The sequence below is a fragment of the Neisseria sp. CCUG17229 genome, from assembly GCF_047839235.1.
Taxonomy (GTDB): domain Bacteria; phylum Pseudomonadota; class Gammaproteobacteria; order Burkholderiales; family Neisseriaceae; genus Neisseria; species Neisseria brasiliensis.
Genome location: NZ_CP181247.1, coordinates 983,536 through 1,006,204 on the forward strand (window position 1 = coordinate 983,536; position 22,669 = coordinate 1,006,204).

Sequence of the window (22,669 nt, forward strand, 5' to 3'; positions counted from 1 at the left end):
CATTCTTCAGACGGCATTTTTTATAGCTGAAACAACATCACAAATGCTGCTTGAGAAAATTCAAAACGCGGCGGTTGTTGGCATCGTTATGAAATTCCGGTGCCATGTGGCCTAAACCTTCAATCAATACCCATTCGCTTGGCACATTTACGCTTTGCAAGGCCAAATGCATTTTCAGCGACTGGGTGTGCGGCACGGCGCAATCGCTGTCGCCGTGGAACAACAGCGCCGGTGGCATATGGGCATGCACTTGATGAATCGGGCTGGCGGCATCGGCCGCGCGATTGAAAGCGGCGCTGTCAACCGCTTCACCGACCAATACGCCTTCACGCGTGTTTTCAGACGGCATGGCTTTGTTGTCGCTGCAATTTTTGGCCATGCGTTCCATTTTCACATTGCGCAAATCGGATACGCCGTAAAAGCTGACCAATGCGCGGATTTTATCACGGCCATGCGCAGCGGCGGTAAGCTGCGCCAAATGCGCGCCTGCGGAATCGCCCATTACTGCAATGCGCTTAGTGTTGAAGCCGTATTGTTTGGCGTGGCGGCTTAAATAATCTATGGCTTGATTGACATCTTGTGTTTGCGCAGGGAAACGTGCTTCACCGCTTAAACGGTAATTGACCGACGCCACGGCATAGCCTTCGTTGAGCAAGGCTTTAATCAAACGATGCACGCCGGTTTTGGCTTGGAAGGCGGCAAAATCTTTATCGCCTACTTTCCAGCCACCACCGTGAATATACACAATCAGCGGCGCATTTTTTGTGCGTTTGCTTGGCAGATAAATATCCAGCGCATGGGCTTTGCCGCTGCTACTACTTTGCACATAGGCAATATCGGTATAAGCAGGGCGGTTCGCTTCGGCGGCATCAAATGATACGGCTGCGGTTGCCATTAAAGGCAGGGCGCATAAAGCGGCAAAAAGTTGAGTCAGTTTCATGATGTTTCTCCTTTATTTTTCAGACGGCCTTTTAGCAAATAAGTTTATTTATTTAAGGTGCCAAACCAGCCTTGACGCTGGTGTTCAGCCAATTGCTGGTGGATATATTGCCATAATTCGGGGAACACCGACTCAATCGGCTGACGAATGCGCTTGACCACTTGCTCGTAGCTGACGCTGTTTTCAACCCAGCTTTGGCCGTTGCTCGCCAGATTGAGCAAGGGCGGCATGGCGCGGTCGAGTGCATTGGCAAATTGGGCGGTGGCGGTTTGATTGTGTTCGAATTCCAGCCATAAATCCAGAAATTCCTGCTCGGTTGCGGTATGGTTGAGCAAACCGAATATGCGTTTTACCGCTGCCAATTCTTTTTCTTTTTCCGCCTGCCAATCAATATTGGCGTAGATGATGGTGTCGCCGATGTCGATTTCGCCGATGTCGTGAAGCAGCAGCATTTTGACGGCGCGGCTAATATCGACTTCAGGCTGGGCAAAGCGCTGCATGGCCAGAGCCAATAGGGCGATTTGCCAACTGTGTTCGGCGGCATTTTCATTGCGGCTTTGACCAACGGGCTTGTTGGCGCGGGTGACGTTTTTGAGTTTATCGACTTCTAAAATAAACTGAATAATGTGTTGCATGGTGTTTCCGATAGAGCAAGGCCGTCTGAAAAATGGTTTTCAGACGGCCTTTGATTGGCTTAAAAGTTAAGCGACTTGGGTTTGGTGTTCGTCGCCATTGCGCTCGCGAATTTCGCCCAAGCGGTAAACGGTTTCACCTTGTTCGTGCAAGAAAGCGGCTACTGCTTCGGCATCTTCTTTGGCGATAATCACAACCATGCCGATGCCGCAGTTGAAGGTGCGATACATTTCCTGCTGCTCGACATTACCGGCTTGTTGCAGCCATTGGAACAATTTCGGCAATTCCCATGCTTTGGCATCGATTTGGGCAACGGTGTTTTCCGGCAAAACGCGTGGTACGTTTTCAGTAATGCCGCCGCCAGTGATGTGCGCCATGCCTTTGATGGTGAATTGTTGCAAAGCGGCCAAAATTGGTTTCACATACAGACGGGTTGGGGCGATGATGGCTTCGCGCAGGGTTTTGCCGTTGTCGAACTCGGCATCCAAATCGGGATTATCACGCTCGATGATTTTGCGTACCAATGAATAGCCGTTGGAATGTGCACCATTTGATGCCAAGCCCAACACTACATCACCGGCCACAATTGAGCGGCCGTTAATCACGCGGTCTTTTTCGACCACGCCAACCGCAAAACCGGCCAAGTCGTATTCGCCTTCCGGATACATGCCCGGCATTTCGGCGGTTTCGCCGCCAATCAATGCGCAGCCGGATTCTTCACAGCCTTGGGCGATGCCTTTAATCACGTCGGTAGCGCGCGCCACATCGAGTTTACCGCAGGCAAAATAATCCAAGAAAAACAGCGGCTCGGCGCCTTGCACCAAAATATCGTTCACGCTCATGGCCACCAAGTCGATGCCCACGGTGTCGTGTTTGTCCCAATCGAAAGCCAATTTCAGCTTGGTGCCGACACCGTCGGTACCACTGACCAAAACCGGATTTTGGTATTTTTTGCTGATTTCGACCAATGCGCCGAAACCGCCCAAATCACCCAGCACTTCAGGGCGCATGGTTCGTTTGGCAAAGGGTTTGATGTTTTCAACCAGTTGGTCGCCTGCGTCGATATCGACACCGGCATCACGGTAGCTTAATGAAGTGCTCATGCGGGTAATTCCTCGTATAAGGGATGGGACGAAATAATTGCGCGCTATTTTACCTTATTTTGCGCAATTTGGCGTGATTATGTCGGCAAATTTTTGCTGATTTTGTAAACAATCGGCAAGCGGCTTTTGTTCAACGCATTTCCTTATTCTGCATTCAGACGGCCTCTGCTATACTTTAAGCCGTCTGAATGTTTATGAACGGTTTAACCCATGTATCAAAAGAAACCGCGCGGCCATAAGCCGTGGATTATCATGACCGTGGTGTTGGTCTTGCTGGTATGGCTGCTTTATGCGCTCGGCAATATTCTGACGCCGTTTATTGTGGCGGCGGTGTTGGCTTATGTGCTCAATCCGATGGTGGAATGGCTGCAGCGCAAGCGTTTTAAGCGCGGTATCGCTTCCATGATTGTGATGATTTTTGCATTGGCTGTGCTACTCGCCTTGCTGCTGATTATTGTGCCAATGTTAATCGGTCAGTTTAATAATTTAATCGGGCGTTTGCCGCAGATTGTCGATTTCCTGCAAAATACACTGTTGCCGTGGGCGGATCGGGTTGGTGGCGATTTTATTGATATCGATACCGAATCGCTAATTGCTTGGGTGCAGTCAAACACAGGCGAATTGAGCAATACGCTTAAATCGGTGATGCCGACTTTAATGAAGCAAAGCAGCAATGTGGTGATCGGCTTGACCAATTTAATGCTGCTGCCGTTTTTGCTGTATTACTTTTTGCTCGACTGGAAACGCTGGTCTTACGGCATCAGCGCCTTAGTGCCGCGCCGATTTATCGACAGCTACACCCGTATCACCAATAATATGGATCGCGTGCTCGGCGAATTTTTACGCGGTCAGCTGATGGTGATGTTGATTATGGGCTTGGTGTATGGTATCGGCTTGATGTTGGTCGGTTTGGACTCTGGCTTTGCCATCGGTATGATTGCCGGTATTTTGGTGTTTGTGCCTTATCTGGGCGCGTTTACCGGCTTGCTGTTGGCGACAATTGCGGCGGTGTTGCAGTTTGGTTCGTGGCCGGGCTTGCTGATGGTGTGGGGCGTGTTTGGTGTGGGACAATTCTTAGAAAGCTTCTTTATCACGCCGCAAATTGTTGGCGACCGTATTGGTTTGTCGCCATTCTGGGTGATTTTTTCATTGATGGCATTTGGCCAATTAATGGGGTTTGTTGGCATGTTAATCGGCTTGCCGTTGGCCGCGATTACGCTGGTGTTGGTGCGTGAAGGCGTGACTAATTATTTCGACAGCCATTTTTACAAACATAAATAAACACGAGTTAGTCAGGCCGTCTGAAAGTGATTTCAGACGGCCTTTTGTTGCATTTTTTATCGATAACCGTTAAGCTAAATCCGCTTGATATTCAAAGGAGAACATTATGCTGGCAGTAATCGGCGGAAGCGGCTTTACCAAGCTGCCCCAATTGAGCATAACCGATCGCCGAATTGTGCGCACGCCTTATGGTTTGACCAGCAGCCCTTTGCTGTTTGGCAAGCTCGGCAGCCAAGACATTGTGTTTTTGGCGCGGCACGGTTTTGGTCACACCATCGCCCCGCATGAAATCAATTATCGCGCCAATATTTGGGCGTTGCATTCTATTGGTGCGAAAGACATCATTTCCGTAGCTTCCGTGATCAGCATTAATGAAGCCTTGGAAAGCGGCAGCTTAGTGATACCGCATGATTTAATCGACTACACCCATGGCCGTGGCGCCACTTTTTTTGAAGGGCAGGAGCAACCGGTTGTCCACACCGATTTCACCTCGCCTTATACCCAAAGCCTACAAGCAAAAATGATTGCACACGCGCAAGCCCATGATACGCCGGTTTACCGCAAAGCCGTGTATGGCTGTTTGCAGGGGCCACGCTGGCCGACCCGTGCCGAAATTAACCGCTACCGTCAAGACGGTGTCGATGTGTTGGGCATGACTGGTATGCCCGAAGCCATTTTGGCGCGCGAATTAGACATGAATTATGCCCATTTTTGCGGCATCATCGGCATGAGCTGCATTGGTGAGGGCGCGAGTCAAGATGGTTGCGTGATCGAATCGCACCAATCTATTGAAAAAATCCGCCGTTTACTGGTTGATTTGTAAATCAGTTTTAGGCCGTCTGAACATTTATCATTGATTTAATCCGCAGGCCGTCTGAATGCTTCAGACGGCCTGCTTCAAGTAAAAGAGAACAACACATGAGCGAATCTACTTTAGCCACCATCACCATCGGTTTGGTGTCCACCAGCGACCGCGCCAGCAGCGGTGTGTATGCCGATGAAGGCATTCCTGCACTGAAGGATTGGCTGCAAAGCGCGGTAAAAAATCCGATTGATTTTGTCGAAGCCTTGATTCCTGATGAGCAAAGCGAAATCGAACAGGCTCTGAAAAACATGGCCGATGCGCATCAATGCGATGTCGTGTTCACCACCGGCGGCACCGGCCCAGCGCCAAGGGATGTCACCCCCGAAGCCACCTTAAATGTGGTTGAAAAAGAAATGCCCGGTTTCGGCGAGCAAATGCGCCAAATTAGCTTATATTATGTACCGACTGCTATTTTATCGCGCCAAACCGCCGGTATTCGTGGCAAAACCTTAATCGTCAATCTGCCTGGCCGCCCGAAAGCCATCGCCGAAACGCTGGGCGGGGTGCGCGATGAACAGGGTGAAATTAAAGTGCATGGCTTATTCAGCGCAATTCCGTATTGCGTGGATTTAATCGGTGGTGCATTTATCGAAACCGATGCCGCAGTGAGCAAAGCGTTCCGCCCGAAACAGAAATAATCAGAAAAGTCTCTCAAAACGCCGTCTGAAAAGCATGAATTGAAGTGCAGGTTCACGAAAAAAACGTTACAATACACGTTTGCCATCCACATATCTTTATTGAGTTGTTATGTTCCATTCCGTTGAAAAATATAAGTTGCCCGCCCAGATTTTATTGGGTTTGATTGCGTTGACCTTTGTCGGTTTCGGTGTGAGCACGGTTGCTGCGCCGGGCTCGGATTATATTGTTAAAGTCGGTGATCAGAAGGTGAGCGATCACGCTTTGAACGTGGCCATGCAAAATGCGCAGGCGGCCGGCGGCAATGAATCACGCGATGCGGTGTTTCAATCTTTGCTGCAACGCGCCTATCTGACCCAAGGTGCGAAAATGATGGGCATTGCGGTGTCGCAGGAACAAATCAAACAAATCATTGTGGATGACCCAAGTTTTCACGATGCCAGCGGTAAATTCAGTCAAGCGATGCTGACGCAGTATCTTGACCAGCGACGCATGAGCGAAGACCAGTTTGTCGATGAAATCCGCGAACAATTTGAATTGCAAAACCTGCTGAACTTGGTACAAAACGGCACCATCGTCAGCGATGCACAAGCGGCTCAATTGGTGAACCTGACCCAAGCTACACGCACGGTGCGTTCGGTGACCTTTAGTCCGGAAATGTTTGCCGGACAAATCAAGGTTGACGATAAAGCGGTGCAAGGCTTTTACGATGCCAATAAAAAAGATTATGTGATTCCGCAAGCGGCCAAGATCGAATATGTGGCTTTGGATGCCAATGAGTTGGCGGCTAAACAAAGCGTGAGCGAAGAAGAAGTGCGCAAAGCATTTGATGAGCAAGCCGCAGCGGCTCCGGCCGATAATAAGCCGGTTTTCGAGCAGGAAAAAGCCCGCATTGAAAACGAATTGAAGCTGAAAAAAGTCTCTGGTGAATTCAATAAGCTCAAAGAACAATTGGCTGAAGAAACATTCAATAATCCGAATAGCTTGACCGAGGTAGCCAAAAAACTGAACCTGAAAGTTGAAGCGCCTGATGAATGGCTGACCCAAGCCAACGGCAAGGCGGCCGGTATGCCGGATGAGCTGATTGCGGCGATTTTTAGCGAAGATGTTTTGCAGAAAAAACACAATTCCGAGCCGATTACCGTTGCGCCGGATGTGGTGTGGGTAGTTCGCGCCAAAGAAGTGCGTGAAGAGAAAACCGCACCATTTGAAGAAGTGAAAGAAGAAGTGCGCTCGGCTTATTTGCTGACCGAAGCGCGTAAAATGGCCGAGAAAAAAGCCGATGAAGCTTTGGCTGATTTGAAATCAGGGCAGAAAACAGCAGTGGAATGGTCGCCGGTTTCTGATTTGAATGCCCAGCAAGCGCGTCAATCTATGCCGCCTGAAGCCTATGCGGAATTGTTGAAAGCGCGTCCGGCTGAAGGCAAACCGGCTTATGTGAAGCTCGAAGGCTTGCCGGCTCCGGTGATTTTGGAAGTGCAGGCCATCAAGTCGCCTGAAAATGTCAACGAGCAATTGCCGGCAGCCAAGCAGGCTGTGGTGCAGCAGCAAACTGCCAATGTGTTTGACCAATTGTTGCAATACCTGAACAAAAAAATCAAACAAGAGCAAGGTGCTCAAAAAGTGAATCCGACAGAATAATGGATGGATTCAGACGGCCGGTACTCCGGCCGTTTGGTTTATTAAGATTCATGGAAAGCGGCGAGGCCGTCTGAACAATATGAGTAAACAACCCGATGCATTCGGCCGATTGATTAATGCCTTGAAAGTGCTGCCCAATGTCGGTCCCAAATCTGCCCAGCGCATGGCGCATCAACTGTTGCAACATAAGCGCGAAGAAGCGCAAGAGTTGGTTGATGCCCTGCAACATGCGCTGAAACAAGTACACCATTGCCGCTTGTGCAACACGTTTACCGAAAACGAGATTTGTGACATTTGTGCCGATGAAAGTCGCGACAAAAGCCGCTTGATGATTGTGCATATGCCGGCGGATGTATCCAACATGGAAACCGCGCATTGCCACGACGGCTTGTATTTTGTATTGATGGGGCAGATTAGTCCGGCGCAAAACATGGATATTTCGGCAATTGCTTTGGATAAGCTGGTCGAGCGTTTGCAACAGAGTGAAATCGATGAAATCATCATTGCTACTAACTTTACTGCTGAAGGCGATGCCACGGCTTATGTGTTGTCGGAATTATTTAAAAACTTGCCTTATAAAATCAGCCGTTTGTCACGCGGCATTCCGTTAGGTGGGGAATTGGAATATGTCGATGCGGGTACGTTAGCGCAGGCAGTGTATGAGCGGCGTATGGTGAAAGAATAGAAGATAAAAATATTAAAAATATGCAAAAGGCCGTCTGAATTTTCAGACGGCCTTTGATATAGGAATAGATTATTTGCAGTTTACGCCCTGAATTTTTGGCGCATCGCCTTCGCCTACTTTAAAGGTACATTTGGTGCTTCCGCTGCCGGATACGACAACATTACCGCCTGAGCGGGTGAGGCTGACCGGTTCTTTCACGCCCATGCCCAATGCAGTGGCGGCCAATTGCTGCACGTGTGTGTCAGAGTAAGGGGTGTTGTTGGAAGCAATTTTAACTTCTTTAGCCGCATACGCATTTACGCTGAACGCTAAAGCAGCAGCGGCTACGGATAAAGCTAAGAGTTTTGTGGTTTTCATTGGATATTCGTCCTTATTGATGGTACGAAGCAGGTACCGTTGAGCCTAGAATAAAGCCGATTCGCTGCAAATGCAAATTTTTCGGCGGATTTTACCGAAATTGTGGTTTACAAGGTCAGTCTTTACAGTTGTTTTTTATGCCGTAGGCGTTTCAGACGGCCTGCACGTTTTACGGTACAATACCGCTTTTATTGTCAAACGAAGGCACTTGAAATAAATGGCTTCTTTAGAATCTTGGATTGGCCTGCGTTATCTGCGGGCAAAAAAACGCAACGGATTCATGTCGTTCATCACCATGATTTCGATTGCGGGCATCGCATTGGGCGTGACCGCGCTGATTGTGGTGCTGTCGGTGATGAATGGCTTTCAAAAAGAAATCCGCGGGCAGTTGTTAAACGTCGCACCGCATGCCGAAATCGGTTATTTCGACAATGGCAACGGTGCCGAATGGCAGGATTTGCGCCGTTATATTAAAGACAAAAAAGAAGTCTTGGCCAGCGCGCCTTATGTATCCGACCAAGCCTTGTTGGCCAATTCGGGTGAAGTGCGCGGTGTACAGATTCGCGGTATTTTGCCGTCTGAAGAAAAAAACGTGGTCGATTACGGCAAAGACATGCCGGTCGGCAGTTTTGACGATTTGAAACCGGGCAGCTTCGATATTATTCTGGGCGAAGGTTTGGCACAGGCGTTGGGTGCGGAGCCGGGAGGAAAAGTGACGGTGATTACGCCTGAAGGCAACGTCACGCCGGCAGGTGTGGTGCCGCGTTTGAAGCAGTTTAACGTAGTCGGCATTGTCAAAACCGGTGTGTATGAAGTCGATAACTCACTGGCGATGACACATATTCAAGATGCGCAGGTATTGTATCGCTTGGGCGACGGTGTGGGCGGTTTGCGCCTGAAGCTGGCCGATCCGCAAAATGCGCCTGACTTTATCGCCAACCTGATTCCGGCTGCCGAGCAGCAAGATGTTTGGGTGCGCGATTGGACGTTTAGCAACCGCAGCTATTTTGAAGCGGTTGAGTTGGAAAAACGCATGATGTTCATCATCTTAACGCTGATTATTGCTGTGGCGGCGTTTAATTTGGTGTCGTCATTGGTGATGGCGGTAACTGAGAAACAGGCCGATATTGCGATTTTGCGTACCTTGGGTTTGTCTCCTGCCGGTGTGATGAAGATTTTTATGGTGCAGGGTGCGTTTGCCGGCTTTTTTGGTACCTTAATCGGTGTGGTGTGCGGCGTGTTGCTGGGCTGGAATGTCGGCAAAATCGTGGCATTCTTTGAAAAACTGTTCGGCGTGCATTTGATTAATTCGCAGATTTATTTCATCGATTACCTGCCAAGCGATGTCAACATGAAAGATGTAGCCGTGATCGCTTGTATTTCTTTGGCTTTGGCCTTTATCGCCACGCTGTATCCAAGCTGGCGCGCGGCGAAAACCCAACCTGCGGAGGCTTTGCGCTATGAATAATATCGTGTTGAAATGTGAAAACGTCGGCAAAAGCTACAATGACGGCGCGCTGAACGTGCAGGTATTAAACAGCTTGAATTTGGAAGTGGCGCAAGGCCAGAGTGTCAGCATTATTGGTTCGTCAGGTAGCGGCAAATCAACGCTTTTACACATTTTGGGTGGCTTGGATATGCCGTCTGAAGGCCGTGTAACCTTGATGGGGCAGGACTTGGGGCAAATGAGCCAAAAGCAGTTGGGTTTGTTACGTAATCAATATTTAGGCTTTGTGTATCAATTTCACCATCTTCTACCTGAATTTTCTGCTTTGGAAAACGTGATGATGCCTTTGCTCATCGGCAAAAAGCCGAAAGCCGAAGCTGAAGCACAGGCGGCGGTGATGTTGGAAAAAGTAGGGTTGAAACAGCGTATGCTGCATCGCCCGAGTGAATTGTCAGGCGGGGAGCGACAACGTGCCGCCATTGCCCGTGCGCTGGTGACGCAGCCGAAATGTTTGTTGGCCGATGAGCCGACCGGTAATCTCGACCGTAAAAATGCGCAAAACGTACTCGACATGATGCTGGATTTGAAAAACGAACTCGGCACCAGCCTGATTGTGGTCACGCATGACGATGAATTGGCTGTGCGTTTCGAGCGCGTGATGACCATGCAGGACGGGCGTTTGCAAGACAAATAATCCGTATGGCAAATAGATGTAAAACGGTATAATAGGCCGTCTGAAAGTGTGATGTTAAACTTTCAGACGGCCTTTGACCTTTGTAAAACCCTATCTTTGGCACATTTTTCGTTGTGTGCTGCTCGAAAGCTTAGTCTTTTTGTGATATGTCTGCGCTTTCTGCGCTGCTACAACTTTAAACTGTACTTAAATTTAGGGCTTTGCAAAGGTCTCAGTTTATTTCGTGAGAAAACAAAATGAATGCGCCCATCGATTTGAACCAAGCAGCGGCCTTGGCTGCAACCCAGTTTTTGCAACACTACGCGCTCGAAGATGCGGTGGTGGTGACCCCTTATGTTGAAGCCTTGTTTAGCGCGCTGCAAAGCGGGCATTCGTTTATCTGGGTCAGCGATAAAGAAGCGGCAGCCTTGAAACGTGCTGTTTTGGTGGTGGGCACCGATGGTGAAACGCCGCTGGTGCTGAACGGGCGGCGTTTGTTTTTGGGCAGGCTTTGGCAGTTGGAACACGATTTAGCGGTTGAAATCAAGCGGCTGGCCACAGCCTCTGTTGATGATGTTGATTGGCTGCAGGCTTCGCAAAATCTGCAAAACTGGTTTGCCGAAAAAGGCAGCGAAGGACAGCGCGATGCCGCCGGTTTGGCTTTGCTGCAAGCGTTTATGCTGATTACCGGCGGGCCGGGTACCGGTAAAACGACCACAGTCGCCAAATTATTGGGCTTGATTTGCGACAATGCCACCAGTTTACCGCGCATTGCTTTGGCTGCCCCGACAGGCAAAGCAGCTGCGCATATGGCACGCGCGCTGCATCGTGCTTTAGATCGCTTTGACTTGCCTGAACGTATCAAGCAGCATTTGTTGCTCTTGGAAGGCCAAACCGTGCATCGCCTATTGAAGCTGCGCCCACCGCAAATGCAATCGGCCTTTCATGCGCAACAGCCTTTGCCTTTGGATGTGTTGGTGGTGGATGAAGCATCGATGCTCGATTTATCGCTGTTGTTGCAATTGCTCAAAGCCATTCCGAGCGGTTGCCGCGTAATCTTTTTGGGGGATGAATTTCAATTGCCGTCGGTTGGTGTGGGCGCAGTATTGGCCGCCTTATCGCGCGAAACCGTTTTGGATGAAGACACTCATCGCCGTTTAAGCGAATATTTGCCGCAGCATACATTTAAAGTTGCCGAACATCCGCCGGCTTTATCGCAAAACATCGCCCATTTGCAGGTTAGCCACCGTTTTGGTACGGATAGCGGCATCGGTTGCTTGGCGCGGGCAGTGGTTTCAGGTGACAGTGAAACAGCGTGGGCGCAGTTTGAACGCTTTCCGGATGAATTGCAGGTATTGCATGCCGACATGAAACACCAAGCCGAATACTTGTATCACAAGCATGAAAAATACTGGCAGGCAGTCGAGAGCGGCAATGTGGCGCTGGCATTCGGCCATGCGGCGGATGTGGTGGTGTTAACGGCTTGGCGCCAAGATGCGGAAAACTTTAATCAGGCTTATTTCCGCCATTTACAGGCTCAACAGCGTATATCGGGCGACATGCCGTGGTTTGCCGGACAAATGATTATGGTCACGCGCAATGATTATGCGTTGGATGTGTTCAATGGCGACATCGGCCTGATTATGCAGGATGGCGAATCAGCTAATGGCTTGGCGGCGTATTTTCCGTTTGCAGACAGTTTCAGAAAAATCCCAATCAGTCGGCTGCCGGCTTTTGAAACAGCATTTGCCATGACCGTGCATAAAAGCCAAGGTTCAGAATATCGGGAAGTGTGGTTGCTGCCGCCGAGTATTGATATGGCCAATGAAAGTGATGACGTGTTAAACAGCTTAAATAATGCGCTGTTGTACACAGGTATCACTCGTGCGCAGAAGCGTTTTGTGTTTTGGGGCAACAAAAAAATCTTTGAATGGGCAGTAAAAACCCAGAAAAAGCGTCAAACAGCCTTAGATGAAATAATTAATGCCTTGTTTTAAAATAAATTAAATAAAACTACATTATATTTCTTTTTTGCTGATTTATAGTAGTTTTGCATAAATTTTTAGCGAAATGCCGTTCAGGGGGTCTACCGTAAAGTTGACTTTCATCAAATTAATCGGTTTATTTTTTAATTCATGTAAAATTTTATTGACGTAATACAGTAAACTACATAGCATTGTTGTCACATTAGTTACATAATTTAATATGTTGCGTGATATAACACGGAAAATTTTTAAGCATGTAACTGAGTAACACCGATGTGGTTGGTAGCTGGTTCAACCACATTATCCATAAATTGTTGTGGCTTGTTTTATCTCAAATCCGGCCACAACAATCAAAACAAAACGGTTGTTTACTGCTTCGATAAATTGGAGATTTGCATGAAAATTCAAAAAACTTTTGCTGTTGTTTGTGCTGCTTTAGCTGCTGCGCCTTTTGCTGCGGCCAATCCCGCCGATAGCGAGCGTGATGCCGCTGCGTTATCGACCACCGGTGATTATGTGAATTCCGGCAGTATTATTCGTAAAGATGACGATAAAATCAGTATTTTTAATGATTTGCTGACTGTAAACGGCGCGTTCCGTGTGCGCGTTGACAGTGAAGATACCAGAGCCAACAACAGTCGCGTAAATCCGACTCCGGAGAATACACACAGCGAATTTAACGCTGAATTTTGGGTGCGTGCAAATCTGTATAAAGACTGGAAAGCCGTAGCGCAAATCGAGCCGAATATCGATTTGGAAACCGGTAAATTCCGTGGCGACCATGATGTGCCGGTGAACAAACTCTATGCCGAAGGTACAGTTTACAATTTTGGCGACCACAGCATCAAAGCCCGTGTGGGTAAATTTGGCGCATTCTCTTCATACGGCCGCGTTTGGGATACCGAAGTAACCGGTGCTGAATTGTTCTTTGATAACAAAGTATTGCCAACTAAAGTGAGCGCAGGCCGCCGTACAGGTTACTTTAACGACAATATCTGGGGCGTAGGCGGTCGTCGCAAACATTTTGCTTCGATTCAAAGCACTTACCCTGTGAATGAAAACATCAATGTTGGCGCAACTGTCAGCTACATGAAAGATGTGGACATTGGCGATCGTCATGATGCCAAAAATGCCGTATTCGGCGAATTGGGTACCGACATCAAATTCAATGATGATTGGCGCTGGATGGCTGCGGTCAGCAAATCCAACATCAAAGCCTACAATGATGTCGGCCAAAAAATCAAAAATGACGGCGTATTTACCGAAGTTCGCTACAAATTGGCGGATTGGGATGTGCGCAATTCGTATGACGTGTTCTTGAACTACCGCCGCGTGGGTTCGCTGTCGGGCGTGTCTTCGGTTGAAGACTACAGCAAAAACGTTCAAGGCGTTCAATTGGGTGCAACTTACATTCCTTGGAAAAACTGGAAAGTAAAAGGCTTCTACCTGCACGGTAAACAAGTTACTGCCACTGTTGGCGGCGACAAACAAGATGTGAATGTGGTGCGTGGCCAAGTAGAATATAAATTCTAATTTTTTCTTAGGATACATTAAAGAGGCCGTCTGAACATTCAGACGGCCTTACTGATATGGATTTACCAAGCAATCGTAGGTCGGATACTTGTATCCGACATTTCTAAAATGCCTTCTGAAAAATGATAAAACTTCTCAGAGGGGATAAAAAGCCCCTTGCTTTTCGCTGAGATCATCGCACTAAAATTGACCAAATGGTTTTTGCCTTCTTTTTTGTTGGTAATCAGTTCTCTACCTAGCGGCCTAAGATTTTCAAATTTTCCTGAGATATTTCATTGATAAGCCGACTAGGCTCGGGAAATTGTCATTTTCCTTACAGTGCGTTCAAGATTGTCGGATACAAGTATCCGACCTACATTTTCTAGGATGTTCAAACGCTTGTTTTTCTTATATTTAAGGCCGTCTGAAATTTCAGACGGCCTTGTTAATATTAGGTTTACCAAGTATCGCGTTTGACTTTATCTAATTGTCGGCGATCGCGTTTCGTCGGTCGGCCGTCAGGGTAGGCGGCGGTAATGCGGCTGGCCTGATCAAGCAGCTTTTGATTTTCGCGCTCGGTGGCTGTTTTGGTATCTTCTTGATAGAGCAATCTGGCTTCCGGCGCAGGGCGGCGTTGGTGGTTGAGCGCCAATACTTTGAATTTATAAGGCAGTGAATTTAAGGTCATGTCGATGGTGTCGCCAACCACGATGTATTTGCTGTTTTTCACTTTGGCACCGTTTACCTGAATGCGGCCAAGCTCGATGTGTTTTTGTGCCAGCGCACGGGTTTTGAAAAAGCGCGCGGCCCACAGCCATTTATCTAGGCGCATGGTGTGATTGTCTTGTTCGTTTTTCATAAGTGTGTCAGAAAAGATTTGAATTGATTCTGAGTTTATCATAAGATACGCCACCTGATGTATTAGTGTATCTATACTAAAAATCAATCAGGCCGTCTGAAAATCATGGGGAAGCCCTGATTTTTATCAAAATGCTGCATATTTTTTGTGCAAACTGCTGCTAAAATTGCCTGATTAGCGTATGATTGCAGCAGAATCTTATTCATGAGAGCTTCATCGTATGAAACCTGTTTTTTTAGATTTTGAACAACCTATTGCTGAGCTGACCAATAAAATCGACGAGCTGCGCTTCGTTCAAGGTGAGTCGGCTGTTGATATTTCAGACGAAATTTCCCGCCTGCAAAAGAAAAGCAATGATTTAACCAAATCTATTTTCAGCAAGCTGACACCTGCCCAGATTTCACAGGTTTCACGTCACCCTCAGCGTCCTTACACCTTAGATTACATCAACGCGATTTTTACCGATTTTGAAGAGTTGCACGGCGACCGTCATTTTGCCGACGATTATGCCATTGTGGGCGGTTTGGCACGTTTCAACGGTCAAAGCGTGGTGGTCATCGGTCACCAAAAAGGCCGTGATACCAAAGAAAAGATCCGCCGCAATTTCGGTATGCCGCGTCCTGAAGGTTACCGCAAAGCCTTACGCCTAATGCAAACTGCTGAAAAATTCGGTTTGCCGGTGATGACTTTTGTTGATACGCCGGGAGCTTATCCGGGCATTGGTGCGGAAGAGCGCGGCCAATCAGAAGCCATCGGCCGCAATTTATACGAATTAACCCGCTTGCGTGTACCAGTAATCTGCACCATTATCGGTGAAGGTGGTTCGGGCGGTGCATTGGCGATTGCCGTGGGCGATTATGTGAATATGTTGCAATACTCGACTTATTCGGTGATTTCACCGGAAGGTTGTGCATCGATTCTGTGGAAAACTGCTGAAAAAGCCGCCGATGCCGCACAAGCTTTGGGTATCACTGCCAAGCGCTTGGAAGAGTTGGACTTAATCGACCGCATTATTGACGAGCCTTTGGGGGGCGCACATCGGGATACGGAGGCAGTGATGTTGAGTGTGAAACACGTTTTGGAAGAGCAATTGCGTGATGCGCAAAGCATTCCGATGGCAGATTTATTGACTCGTCGTTTCGACCGCATCATGGCATACGGTAAATTCACCGAGAAATAATTTTTGTAATTATGATTATCATGAAAACAAGCAGGCTAGTGCCTGCTTGTTTTTGCATTGAGGCCATCTGAAAACAACGGAATTGGAAAATGGATTTATTGGCTTTATTGGCAGCAGCATTACCGCAACCAAGCAATAAATTGAGTATTGAGGTGGGCTTAAGCGGCGGATTGGATTCGGTAGTCTTGCTGCATTTACTGGCTCGTTTGCGCGAACAGAAAAATTTTAAGCTTCATGCCGTACATGTCCATCACGGTTTAAGCCCATTTGCCGATGAATGGGCAGCATTTTGCCAAACATTATGTACCCAATTGAATGTTGATTTGCGCGTCGACAAAGTGACCATTCACGCGAAAGGAAAAGGCATTGAGGCGGCGGCAAGAGCTGAACGCTACCGTGTATTTTCAGACGGCCTTTGTGATATTTTAGCCTTGGCGCATCATCAAAACGACCAAATCGAAACTTTTGTGCTCGGTGTTGCCCGTGGTGGCGGAATCCGCTCACTCGCCGCCATGCCGAAATGGCGTGATTTAAGCCCAAGCATCAAAATCTGGCGGCCGCTTTTAGATGTGCCAAGAGCTGTTTTAGAACACTATGCTGTCGAGCATGACTTAGCTTATGTGACAGACGAAAGCAACCAAGACGCCAGCTATTTGCGCAATTGGATCCGCCACGAAGCTTTGCTGCAATGGCAGCAGAAAGTGCCGAATATTCATCAGCAAATTTTGGCCAATGTACGCAGTATGCAAGATGATTTGGCTTTGTTGAACGAAATCACGCAAGATGATTATCGCTATATCCTTTCAGACGGCCTGTTTCAGGTTGGCCGGTGGCGTGGGTTGAGTGATTTGCGTCGTCGTCGCGTGTTGCATCATTTTTTTCAAGTTCACGAAATCCGTTTGCCGTCGCATAAAACTTTATCCGATATGGCCAGAGTTTTACGGGAAGCGGAATCTGCGCAATGGCAGTTTGATGATAAATCCGTCGATTTTTACCGGGATGTTTTGTATATCAGAGCCATGGCAACAGAGCATTATCCATGGGTGTCCCATGAAGGGGGGCATCGAGGCCGTCTGAAAGATATCTTGTTAGAAAATGGGTTTATTTTAAAACCACATAAATTTGGATTGAGCGAACAGGTATTAATGGATGTAGGTGTGCTTCGTAACATGACCAATAAAGATGTAATAAAGTCGATGTTTGGTCATAAATCAGTTAAAAAAATATTGCAAGAATGTTATGTTTTGCCGTCTGTCAGACAAGTTTGGCCAATTATTACACGTCCTGATAATGTATCGTTAGCAGTGGCCAATTTACAGGTTAATCAGGATTTTCAGGTTAGTAATGGATTTTTGCCTGTTTATAAGCCGTTTATAAAATATATCGGGAAGCCAAATATATTAGAAGCATTGTTAAACTAGATCAGTATGGAGCCCTTCGTTATTGAAAGAACTCAAAAAGCCTTTACATGATGTAAAGGCTTTTTTATTTTCAGACGGCCTCACCATGCCGTCTGAAAGCAGCTATAATGCATGGCATGAAACTGATTACTTCTGCCCAAAATGAGCAGCTCAAGCATTTGGCCAAGCTGCTTTCCCAATCCAAAGCGCGCCGCCAATACGGGCAAACCGTATTGGAAGGCGTGCATCTGCTGCAAAGCTATCTTGACGCGGGTGGCAAACCCGTGCAGGTTTATCTGCCTGAATCCAAAGCCAATCATCATGAAATCCGTCGCTTGGCCGAAGCCATTCCGGTCAACCTCATGACGTGGGTCAGCAACGAAGCCTTGTCCAAAATCACCAGCCTGACTGATTCTGATGATGTGATGACTTTAATCGATATGCCGCACCAACCAGCATGGCCGAAAGAGGGCGACTGCGTGGTATTGGAATGCGTGCAAGATCCCGGCAATGTCGGCACCATCATCCGCAGCGCCGCGGCTTGCGCCGTGCCGCATTTAATACTCAGCCAAGACAGCGCAGACGTGTGGTCGCCGAAAGTATTGCGTGCGGCAATGGGTGCACATTTTTTGCTGAACATCCACAGCCGCGTGCCGATGATGCAATGGCTGGCAGAATATCAAGATACGGTGTGGGCAACCGCCTTGAGTGAGCACGACAATTTTAATCTTTACGACATGAATCTGCGCCAACCGGCCGCTTGGGTATTCGGCAACGAAGGCAGCGGCGTGAGTGCGGAAGTATTGGAAAAGGTGAGCGCCAGCGTCAAGATTCCGATGCTGGGGCAAACCGAATCGCTGAATGTTGCCATGGCCGCTACTGTCTGCCTGTTTGAGCAGATGCGCCAAAGAATACACCATTAACGGTTTAGGCCGTCTGAAAATATTGAAAAGGATCCTCCATGCAAGTAAGCACTTTTGACGAAGCCTCACGCAACCGCCTGATTGAGTTGCTCGATGCCAAATCTTTAGAACACAACACCATGCGCTGCGATGAAGTACAGGGCTTTATGATGGCCTTGTTAAGCGGCCCTGATGTCTTGAATCCAAACGACTGGTTGCCGGAAGTATTGGGCGAAGAATCATTGTTTGATGCCAAAGAGCGTACCGAGGTCGAGCGTTTGGTACTCGCTTTGGCGATGGATATGCGCAGCCAATTAGCAGATAAAAAACTGCCGGATTTGTGGCTGTATGAAGATGAAGCAGGCAATCCCGATTTTTACACATGGTGCAACGCCTACCTTTATGCCTTAGATGTGGTGCCGACCGATTGGTTTGAAGCGGTCAACCAAGAAGAATTTGAAGATTTGTTCTACCCGATTATGGCATTGGGCGGCATTTATGACGAAGAAGAAAATGGTGAAGTGATTCTGCATTTGACCGATAAAGAATTGACCGAGCTGGAATCTGACCTGCCGCATGTATTGCTGGATATCTACAGCTACTGGCAAGCCGTGATTAATAAACCGCAAACCGTGCGCCGCGAAGGCGACAAAATCGGCCGCAACGATCCTTGTCCGTGTGAGAGCGGTAAAAAATACAAAGCCTGTTGCGGTAACAATTAATCTAATTTAAAAAAGAATCCGTATTGCAAAGAAGATGGCCCTGTTCAAAGTTTATGCGAACAGGGCCATTGGCTTTCATATTTATTGAAATAGCACTATGTTTGTTACAAGCAGCAGCTGCCGAAGCGTAATTTTTTACTGAATACCAATTCATGTGTTTTTTGTTTGATGACCAAAATATTGGTGGCATCTTCCAAGGCGCGGATGCTGTGTGCTTCGTTCGGCTCAAGACGCACTACCTGCAAGCCTTGCGTGTCGAGCGTGCCTTCAGAAGTGATGACTTGCGCGCGGCCGTTGAGCACCAGCAATAACACAATCGCATCGGTTTCGTAAGTCGGTATTTCATTGTTTTGCTGCAAAGAAAGCTGCACAATTTCTTGGTCGTTGTCGCTGGCAATCACGCCGCCGAGTAGGGCTTTGGGGTCGAGGGTGTATTGTTTCATGATGTTTTTCCTTTAGCGTAAATCAGCGATTAGTATAATCTTTTATTTTGTTTCGATATTAAATATACCAAGTTGTTTTGACATAAAACAAGGCCGTCTGAAAATTTTCAGACGGCCTATCAGCCACTTAATTAAACTTTAAATTTACAAACCCATTGCATGCTTGATCAGGCGGTTTTTGACAAACGGCGCGACATTGACCAAATCCAAGCCGGTGTTGCGCAGCCAAGGCAGGGCGGGCAGGGTGTTGTCGGCAAACAGGCGGAACAGGCCGTCGCAGCCGTATTGCATGGTGCGCACCGGTTCGAGGCGGTTTTGTGCGAAGCGTTTTAAAAATTGATACGCGCCGATGTCGGCCACGCCTTGACTGAGTTTTTGCAGCTCGAGCACATCGCCGAAACCTAAATTCACGCCTTGTCCGGCCAAGGGGTGAATGGTGTGCGCGGCATCACCAATCAGCAACACGCGCGGTGCAAATGTAGTTTCGGGGCGGCGCAAAATCAGGTTGAAAGAAAATGCGGGCGAGAGCGGCGAGAGTTTGCCCAGCACGCCTTCGCCTTGCGCAGTGACGGCGGCGGCCAAGTCTTCGGGGCTGAGCGCGGTGAGTTTTTCCGGCTCTGCGGTGCTCCATACCACGGAAATCTTGTGGTCGGGCAGCGGCAGATAAGCCAGCACTTCGCCGTTTTTAAACCATTGAAACGCCGTGCCGTGGTGGTCTTTTTCGGTGATGAAGTTGGCAACGACACCATGATGGCCGTAAGGATTTTCACGAACTTGAATGCCGGCTTGTGTGCGCACCCAAGAATTGGCACCGTCGGCACCGATGATCAGCTTGGCCTGCACTGTGTCGCCATTTTCCAAGCGCACAGAGGCCGTCTGAATATCGGTTTCGAGTTCGACCGCTTTTTGCGTGATCACCGGAATATCCAGCGCACGGATTTGCTGCCACAATCCGGCCAAGAGCCAGCGGTTTTCTGCAATGGCAGTAAGGCGCAGTGCAGGAATGTCAGCGGCTTTGAATTCGATTCGCCCGTCATTGTCGCCGCGTACATCCATAGTAGTCACCGGCTGAATGCGGCTTTCAGACGGCCACGCATCCAGCGATTGCAGCAAAGCCTGATTGGCCGGGCTGATGGCAAAAATGCGCGCGTCCCAGCCGGTTTCCAAGCGGCTTAAATCAGTTTCGGCAGGGCGGATTTCCAGCAGGGCGACATCGCGGCCTTGGCGTTTGAGCGCCACAGCCGCCGCTGCGCCGACCAAGCCGCCGCCTATAATCAGAATTTCGTGTTCAATCATGGCATGGTTTTCTAAAACGAATATGGTGCAGATTATAGCCTGTTTCAGACGGCCTTACTAACACACAAGGTCGTCTGAAACATAGACAAATTGCAAACCGTGCATTTACAATCGCATTCATCATCATTCGGGGATTACGCATGAATATTTTAATTTGCAACGACGATGGTTATCTTGCGCCGGGCATCGCGATTTTGGCGCGGGTGGCGGCGGAATTTGCCAATGTGCGTGTGGTGGCGCCGGAACGTGACCGCAGTGGCGTGAGCAATTCGTTAACGCTCGACCGGCCTTTGCGTATCCGCCAAGCGGAAAACGGCTTTTATTATGTGAGCGGCACACCGACCGACTGCATCCATCTTGGCTTGCACGCGCTGCCTGAGTTTCAGCCTGATTTGGTGCTTTCGGGTATCAATAATGGTGCCAATATGGGCGATGACACGCTGTATTCGGGCACGGTCGCTGCGGCAACGGAAGCCTATTTAATGGGCATTCCGGCGGTGGCGATTTCGTTAAACGATTTCAGCGGCCGCTATTGGGAAACCGCCGAAAAAGCCGCATGGCTGCTGCTTGAGCATCTGCTGAAAAATCCGCCGCAACGCCCCATGCTGTGGAACATCAACATCCCGGCTGTCTCGCCTGAAGACATTCAAGGCATTAAAATCACGCGTTTGGGGCGGCGTCACCACGCGCAAAGTATTGTACCGACGACTAATCCGCGCGGCGAGCCAGTATATTGGATTGGCCCGGTCGGCGATATTTCCGATCGCGAACAAGGTACGGATTTTGGCGAGTGTGAAGCCGGTTTCATCACGGTAACGCCGCTGCAAATCGATTTGACATCGCATGAAGCGCTCAGCGGCGTGCGTGCATTTTGGCAAAATGCGCCGCATAAGCCGGCTTCAAAATAAGCGTGAGTAATCGGTTTACTTTTGCTAAAGTAAAAATTTTCAGACGGCCTCAAGCATAAATCAGCCTAAAAACAGAGAAGTAGCTTGAGTAAAAACAGCTGCATTGTTCAGATTGGTTTGCCATTTTACCCATACAACACTTGAGAATGGGGCGTATTTTGATTATGATATGCCCCAACTGAAATAGAAACCCCCAAAAACGAAGGTTATCCATATGTTGAAAAAAACCGCATTCTGTGCCGGCTCGGCCGCTTTGGTATTATTTTTAAGCGCATGTGCCAGCCAGCAACCTGCACCTGTTGTCGCCGGTACCCCTTCCACCGGCTCGACTTCAACAGCAACCAATCCATACGGTGCCAATCCATACGATCCGAATGCGGCTTCTCCCGTAGCTAATGATGCACCCTATGTTCCGCCGACCACAACCACGGCGCCAACGGTTTCTACGCCTGTATATACCGGTTCTACCGGTGGTACTTATGTGCCTTCTTATGCTCCGGTTGATGTGAATGCCACAACGCATACCGTAGTGCGTGGCGATACGGTTTACAATATTTCCAAACGTTATAATATCGATCAAAACGATTTGCGTTCATGGAATAATTTGACTGATAACACCATCAATGTAGGCCAGGTTTTACGCGTGAAGCCGGCAGGCTATGTTGCGCCGGCAGCACCAGCTACGACTACTGCTGCCACCAAACCGGCCACATCAGTGTCTTCTCCGGCCACTACTGCCACTGTATCAACCGGTGCAACCCGCACTGTAAGCGGCATTACTTGGCAGCGTCCGACCGTGGGTAACGTGATTGCCAATTTTGGTGGCAACAATAAAGGTGTCGACATCGCGGGTAATGCCGGTCAATCTGTGGTTGCTGCTGCCGATGGTAAAGTCGTATATGCAGGCTCGGGTCTGCGCGGTTACGGTAATTTAGTGATTGTGCAGCATAATTCTACTTTCCTGACTGCTTACGGCCATAACCAAAGCCTGATGGTCAACGAAGGTCAAACCGTGAAACGTGGTCAGATTATTGCCAAAATGGGCAGCACTGATGCACCGCGCAACCAATTGCACTTTGAAGTGCGTCAAAACGGTAAGCCGGTTAATCCGACGACATACGTTCCGTTCTAAATCAACTGATTTTATTGAATTTACATAAAGCCGTCTGAGTCATGCATCTACATGATTCAGACGGCTTTT

The 22,669-nt window shown here is 48.5% G+C and carries 22 protein-coding genes; 15 read left to right on the forward strand and 7 right to left on the reverse strand.

What is annotated here, in order from left to right:
* Positions 1-37 precede the first annotated feature (37 nt).
* The 3 genes from ACM67B_RS04670 to purM form a co-directional block, all read right to left on the reverse strand.
* A complete protein-coding gene (locus ACM67B_RS04670) occupies positions 38-940 on the reverse strand; it encodes an alpha/beta hydrolase fold domain-containing protein (protein WP_416190352.1) in 903 nt (300 codons plus the stop codon).
* A 44-nt stretch (positions 941-984) separates the two neighbouring features.
* Positions 985-1,575, reverse strand: coding sequence for an HD domain-containing protein (locus ACM67B_RS04675; protein ID WP_416190353.1), 591 nt, complete (start codon positions 1,573-1,575; stop codon positions 985-987).
* A gap of 66 nt (positions 1,576-1,641) precedes the next feature.
* Positions 1,642-2,676 (reverse strand): phosphoribosylformylglycinamidine cyclo-ligase, encoded by a 1,035-nt coding sequence (gene purM / locus ACM67B_RS04680; RefSeq protein WP_416190354.1) that lies wholly within the window; start codon positions 2,674-2,676, stop codon positions 1,642-1,644.
* Positions 2,677-2,886: 210 nt separating this feature from the next.
* Here purM and ACM67B_RS04685 point away from each other — a divergent pair, with 210 nt between their 5' ends.
* The 5 genes from ACM67B_RS04685 (at position 2,887) to recR (ending at position 7,784) form a co-directional block, all read left to right on the forward strand.
* Positions 2,887-3,957 (forward strand): AI-2E family transporter, encoded by a 1,071-nt coding sequence (locus ACM67B_RS04685; RefSeq protein WP_416190355.1) that lies wholly within the window; start codon positions 2,887-2,889, stop codon positions 3,955-3,957.
* 106 nt (positions 3,958-4,063) lie between these two features.
* Positions 4,064-4,780, forward strand: coding sequence for an S-methyl-5'-thioinosine phosphorylase (locus ACM67B_RS04690; protein WP_416190356.1), 717 nt, complete (start codon positions 4,064-4,066; stop codon positions 4,778-4,780).
* A 95-nt stretch (positions 4,781-4,875) separates the two neighbouring features.
* The gene (mog, locus tag ACM67B_RS04695; RefSeq protein WP_100563357.1) at positions 4,876-5,460 is read left to right on the forward strand and encodes a molybdopterin adenylyltransferase; all 585 of its coding nucleotides are present in this window, start codon (positions 4,876-4,878) and stop codon (positions 5,458-5,460) included.
* A gap of 109 nt (positions 5,461-5,569) precedes the next feature.
* Positions 5,570-7,099, forward strand: coding sequence for a SurA N-terminal domain-containing protein (locus ACM67B_RS04700; RefSeq protein ID WP_416190357.1), 1,530 nt, complete (start codon positions 5,570-5,572; stop codon positions 7,097-7,099).
* Positions 7,100-7,178: 79 nt separating this feature from the next.
* Entirely contained in the window at positions 7,179-7,784 is a 606-nt protein-coding gene (gene recR / locus ACM67B_RS04705; protein WP_416190358.1) for a recombination mediator RecR, read from the forward strand.
* Between the two features lie 69 nt (positions 7,785-7,853).
* Here recR and ACM67B_RS04710 read toward each other — a convergent pair whose 3' ends face one another.
* Entirely contained in the window at positions 7,854-8,141 is a 288-nt protein-coding gene (locus ACM67B_RS04710; protein WP_095503192.1) for a hypothetical protein, read from the reverse strand.
* Positions 8,142-8,358: 217 nt separating this feature from the next.
* Between ACM67B_RS04710 and ACM67B_RS04715 the strand changes: the two genes are divergently transcribed.
* The 4 genes from ACM67B_RS04715 to ACM67B_RS04730 all read left to right on the forward strand — a co-directional run bounded on the left by ACM67B_RS04715 (position 8,359) and on the right by ACM67B_RS04730 (position 13,779).
* Positions 8,359-9,609 (forward strand): lipoprotein-releasing ABC transporter permease subunit, encoded by a 1,251-nt coding sequence (locus ACM67B_RS04715; RefSeq protein WP_416190359.1) that lies wholly within the window; start codon positions 8,359-8,361, stop codon positions 9,607-9,609.
* Entirely contained in the window at positions 9,602-10,282 is a 681-nt protein-coding gene (lolD, locus tag ACM67B_RS04720) for a lipoprotein-releasing ABC transporter ATP-binding protein LolD (RefSeq protein ID WP_416190360.1), read from the forward strand. Before ACM67B_RS04715 ends, lolD begins: the two co-directional genes overlap by 8 nt.
* Before the next feature lie 236 nt (positions 10,283-10,518).
* Positions 10,519-12,258, forward strand: a complete 1,740-nt coding sequence (gene recD, locus ACM67B_RS04725; protein WP_416190361.1) for an exodeoxyribonuclease V subunit alpha — start codon at positions 10,519-10,521, stop codon at positions 12,256-12,258.
* A 384-nt stretch (positions 12,259-12,642) separates the two neighbouring features.
* Complete coding sequence (locus ACM67B_RS04730; protein ID WP_416190362.1) at positions 12,643-13,779, forward strand: hypothetical protein; 1,137 nt, start codon at positions 12,643-12,645, stop codon at positions 13,777-13,779.
* 436 nt (positions 13,780-14,215) lie between these two features.
* On the opposite strand, the gene ACM67B_RS04735 is transcribed toward ACM67B_RS04730, so the two are convergent.
* Positions 14,216-14,617 carry an RNA-binding S4 domain-containing protein gene (locus ACM67B_RS04735; protein WP_416190363.1) on the reverse strand — a complete coding sequence of 134 codons (402 nt, stop codon included), beginning with the start codon at positions 14,615-14,617 and terminating at the stop codon, positions 14,216-14,218.
* 220 nt (positions 14,618-14,837) lie between these two features.
* Between ACM67B_RS04735 and ACM67B_RS04740 the strand changes: the two genes are divergently transcribed.
* The 4 genes from ACM67B_RS04740 to ACM67B_RS04755 all read left to right on the forward strand — a co-directional run bounded on the left by ACM67B_RS04740 (position 14,838) and on the right by ACM67B_RS04755 (position 18,821).
* Positions 14,838-15,797, forward strand: coding sequence for an acetyl-CoA carboxylase carboxyltransferase subunit alpha (locus ACM67B_RS04740; RefSeq protein WP_095503186.1), 960 nt, complete (start codon positions 14,838-14,840; stop codon positions 15,795-15,797).
* A gap of 89 nt (positions 15,798-15,886) precedes the next feature.
* Positions 15,887-17,218: a tRNA lysidine(34) synthetase TilS gene (tilS, locus tag ACM67B_RS04745; RefSeq protein WP_416190364.1), complete on the forward strand. Its 1,332-nt coding sequence runs from the start codon at positions 15,887-15,889 to the stop codon at positions 17,216-17,218.
* Positions 17,219-17,334: 116 nt separating this feature from the next.
* Complete coding sequence (locus tag ACM67B_RS04750) at positions 17,335-18,120, forward strand: TrmH family RNA methyltransferase (protein WP_416190365.1); 786 nt, start codon at positions 17,335-17,337, stop codon at positions 18,118-18,120.
* 38 nt (positions 18,121-18,158) lie between these two features.
* Positions 18,159-18,821 carry a UPF0149 family protein gene (locus ACM67B_RS04755; RefSeq protein ID WP_416190366.1) on the forward strand — a complete coding sequence of 221 codons (663 nt, stop codon included), beginning with the start codon at positions 18,159-18,161 and terminating at the stop codon, positions 18,819-18,821.
* Between the two features lie 104 nt (positions 18,822-18,925).
* Here ACM67B_RS04755 and ACM67B_RS04760 read toward each other — a convergent pair whose 3' ends face one another.
* Together ACM67B_RS04760 and ACM67B_RS04765 are read right to left on the reverse strand one after the other, a co-directional pair.
* Complete coding sequence (locus tag ACM67B_RS04760; RefSeq protein ID WP_416190367.1) at positions 18,926-19,264, reverse strand: hypothetical protein; 339 nt, start codon at positions 19,262-19,264, stop codon at positions 18,926-18,928.
* 144 nt (positions 19,265-19,408) lie between these two features.
* Positions 19,409-20,560, reverse strand: coding sequence for an FAD-dependent monooxygenase (locus ACM67B_RS04765; RefSeq protein ID WP_416190368.1), 1,152 nt, complete (start codon positions 20,558-20,560; stop codon positions 19,409-19,411).
* 140 nt (positions 20,561-20,700) lie between these two features.
* Here ACM67B_RS04765 and surE point away from each other — a divergent pair, with 140 nt between their 5' ends.
* Both surE and ACM67B_RS04775 read left to right on the forward strand, forming a co-directional pair.
* Entirely contained in the window at positions 20,701-21,468 is a 768-nt protein-coding gene (gene surE / locus ACM67B_RS04770) for a 5'/3'-nucleotidase SurE (protein WP_416190369.1), read from the forward strand.
* Between the two features lie 214 nt (positions 21,469-21,682).
* The gene (locus tag ACM67B_RS04775; protein ID WP_416190370.1) at positions 21,683-22,600 is read left to right on the forward strand and encodes a peptidoglycan DD-metalloendopeptidase family protein; all 918 of its coding nucleotides are present in this window, start codon (positions 21,683-21,685) and stop codon (positions 22,598-22,600) included.
* Positions 22,601-22,669 lie beyond the last annotated feature (69 nt).

Excerpts from the sequence above, each read along its gene's own strand:
- ACM67B_RS04670 (WP_416190352.1), bottom strand. The coding sequence starts at position 940 with ATGAAACTGACTCAACTTTTTGCCGCTTTATGCGCCCTGCCTTTAATG.
- ACM67B_RS04675 (WP_416190353.1), bottom strand. The coding sequence starts at position 1,575 with ATGCAACACATTATTCAGTTTATTTTAGAAGTCGATAAACTCAAAAAC.
- purM (WP_416190354.1), bottom strand. The coding sequence starts at position 2,676 with ATGAGCACTTCATTAAGCTACCGTGATGCCGGTGTCGATATCGACGCA.
- ACM67B_RS04685 (WP_416190355.1), top strand. The coding sequence starts at position 2,887 with ATGTATCAAAAGAAACCGCGCGGCCATAAGCCGTGGATTATCATGACC.
- ACM67B_RS04690 (WP_416190356.1), top strand. The coding sequence starts at position 4,064 with ATGCTGGCAGTAATCGGCGGAAGCGGCTTTACCAAGCTGCCCCAATTG.
- mog (WP_100563357.1), top strand. The coding sequence starts at position 4,876 with ATGAGCGAATCTACTTTAGCCACCATCACCATCGGTTTGGTGTCCACC.
- ACM67B_RS04700 (WP_416190357.1), top strand. The coding sequence starts at position 5,570 with ATGTTCCATTCCGTTGAAAAATATAAGTTGCCCGCCCAGATTTTATTG.
- recR (WP_416190358.1), top strand. The coding sequence starts at position 7,179 with ATGAGTAAACAACCCGATGCATTCGGCCGATTGATTAATGCCTTGAAA.
- ACM67B_RS04710 (WP_095503192.1), bottom strand. The coding sequence starts at position 8,141 with ATGAAAACCACAAAACTCTTAGCTTTATCCGTAGCCGCTGCTGCTTTA.
- ACM67B_RS04715 (WP_416190359.1), top strand. The coding sequence starts at position 8,359 with ATGGCTTCTTTAGAATCTTGGATTGGCCTGCGTTATCTGCGGGCAAAA.
- lolD (WP_416190360.1), top strand. The coding sequence starts at position 9,602 with ATGAATAATATCGTGTTGAAATGTGAAAACGTCGGCAAAAGCTACAAT.
- recD (WP_416190361.1), top strand. The coding sequence starts at position 10,519 with ATGAATGCGCCCATCGATTTGAACCAAGCAGCGGCCTTGGCTGCAACC.
- ACM67B_RS04730 (WP_416190362.1), top strand. The coding sequence starts at position 12,643 with ATGAAAATTCAAAAAACTTTTGCTGTTGTTTGTGCTGCTTTAGCTGCT.
- ACM67B_RS04735 (WP_416190363.1), bottom strand. The coding sequence starts at position 14,617 with ATGAAAAACGAACAAGACAATCACACCATGCGCCTAGATAAATGGCTG.
- ACM67B_RS04740 (WP_095503186.1), top strand. The coding sequence starts at position 14,838 with ATGAAACCTGTTTTTTTAGATTTTGAACAACCTATTGCTGAGCTGACC.
- tilS (WP_416190364.1), top strand. The coding sequence starts at position 15,887 with ATGGATTTATTGGCTTTATTGGCAGCAGCATTACCGCAACCAAGCAAT.
- ACM67B_RS04750 (WP_416190365.1), top strand. The coding sequence starts at position 17,335 with ATGAAACTGATTACTTCTGCCCAAAATGAGCAGCTCAAGCATTTGGCC.
- ACM67B_RS04755 (WP_416190366.1), top strand. The coding sequence starts at position 18,159 with ATGCAAGTAAGCACTTTTGACGAAGCCTCACGCAACCGCCTGATTGAG.
- ACM67B_RS04760 (WP_416190367.1), bottom strand. The coding sequence starts at position 19,264 with ATGAAACAATACACCCTCGACCCCAAAGCCCTACTCGGCGGCGTGATT.
- ACM67B_RS04765 (WP_416190368.1), bottom strand. The coding sequence starts at position 20,560 with ATGATTGAACACGAAATTCTGATTATAGGCGGCGGCTTGGTCGGCGCA.
- surE (WP_416190369.1), top strand. The coding sequence starts at position 20,701 with ATGAATATTTTAATTTGCAACGACGATGGTTATCTTGCGCCGGGCATC.
- ACM67B_RS04775 (WP_416190370.1), top strand. The coding sequence starts at position 21,683 with ATGTTGAAAAAAACCGCATTCTGTGCCGGCTCGGCCGCTTTGGTATTA.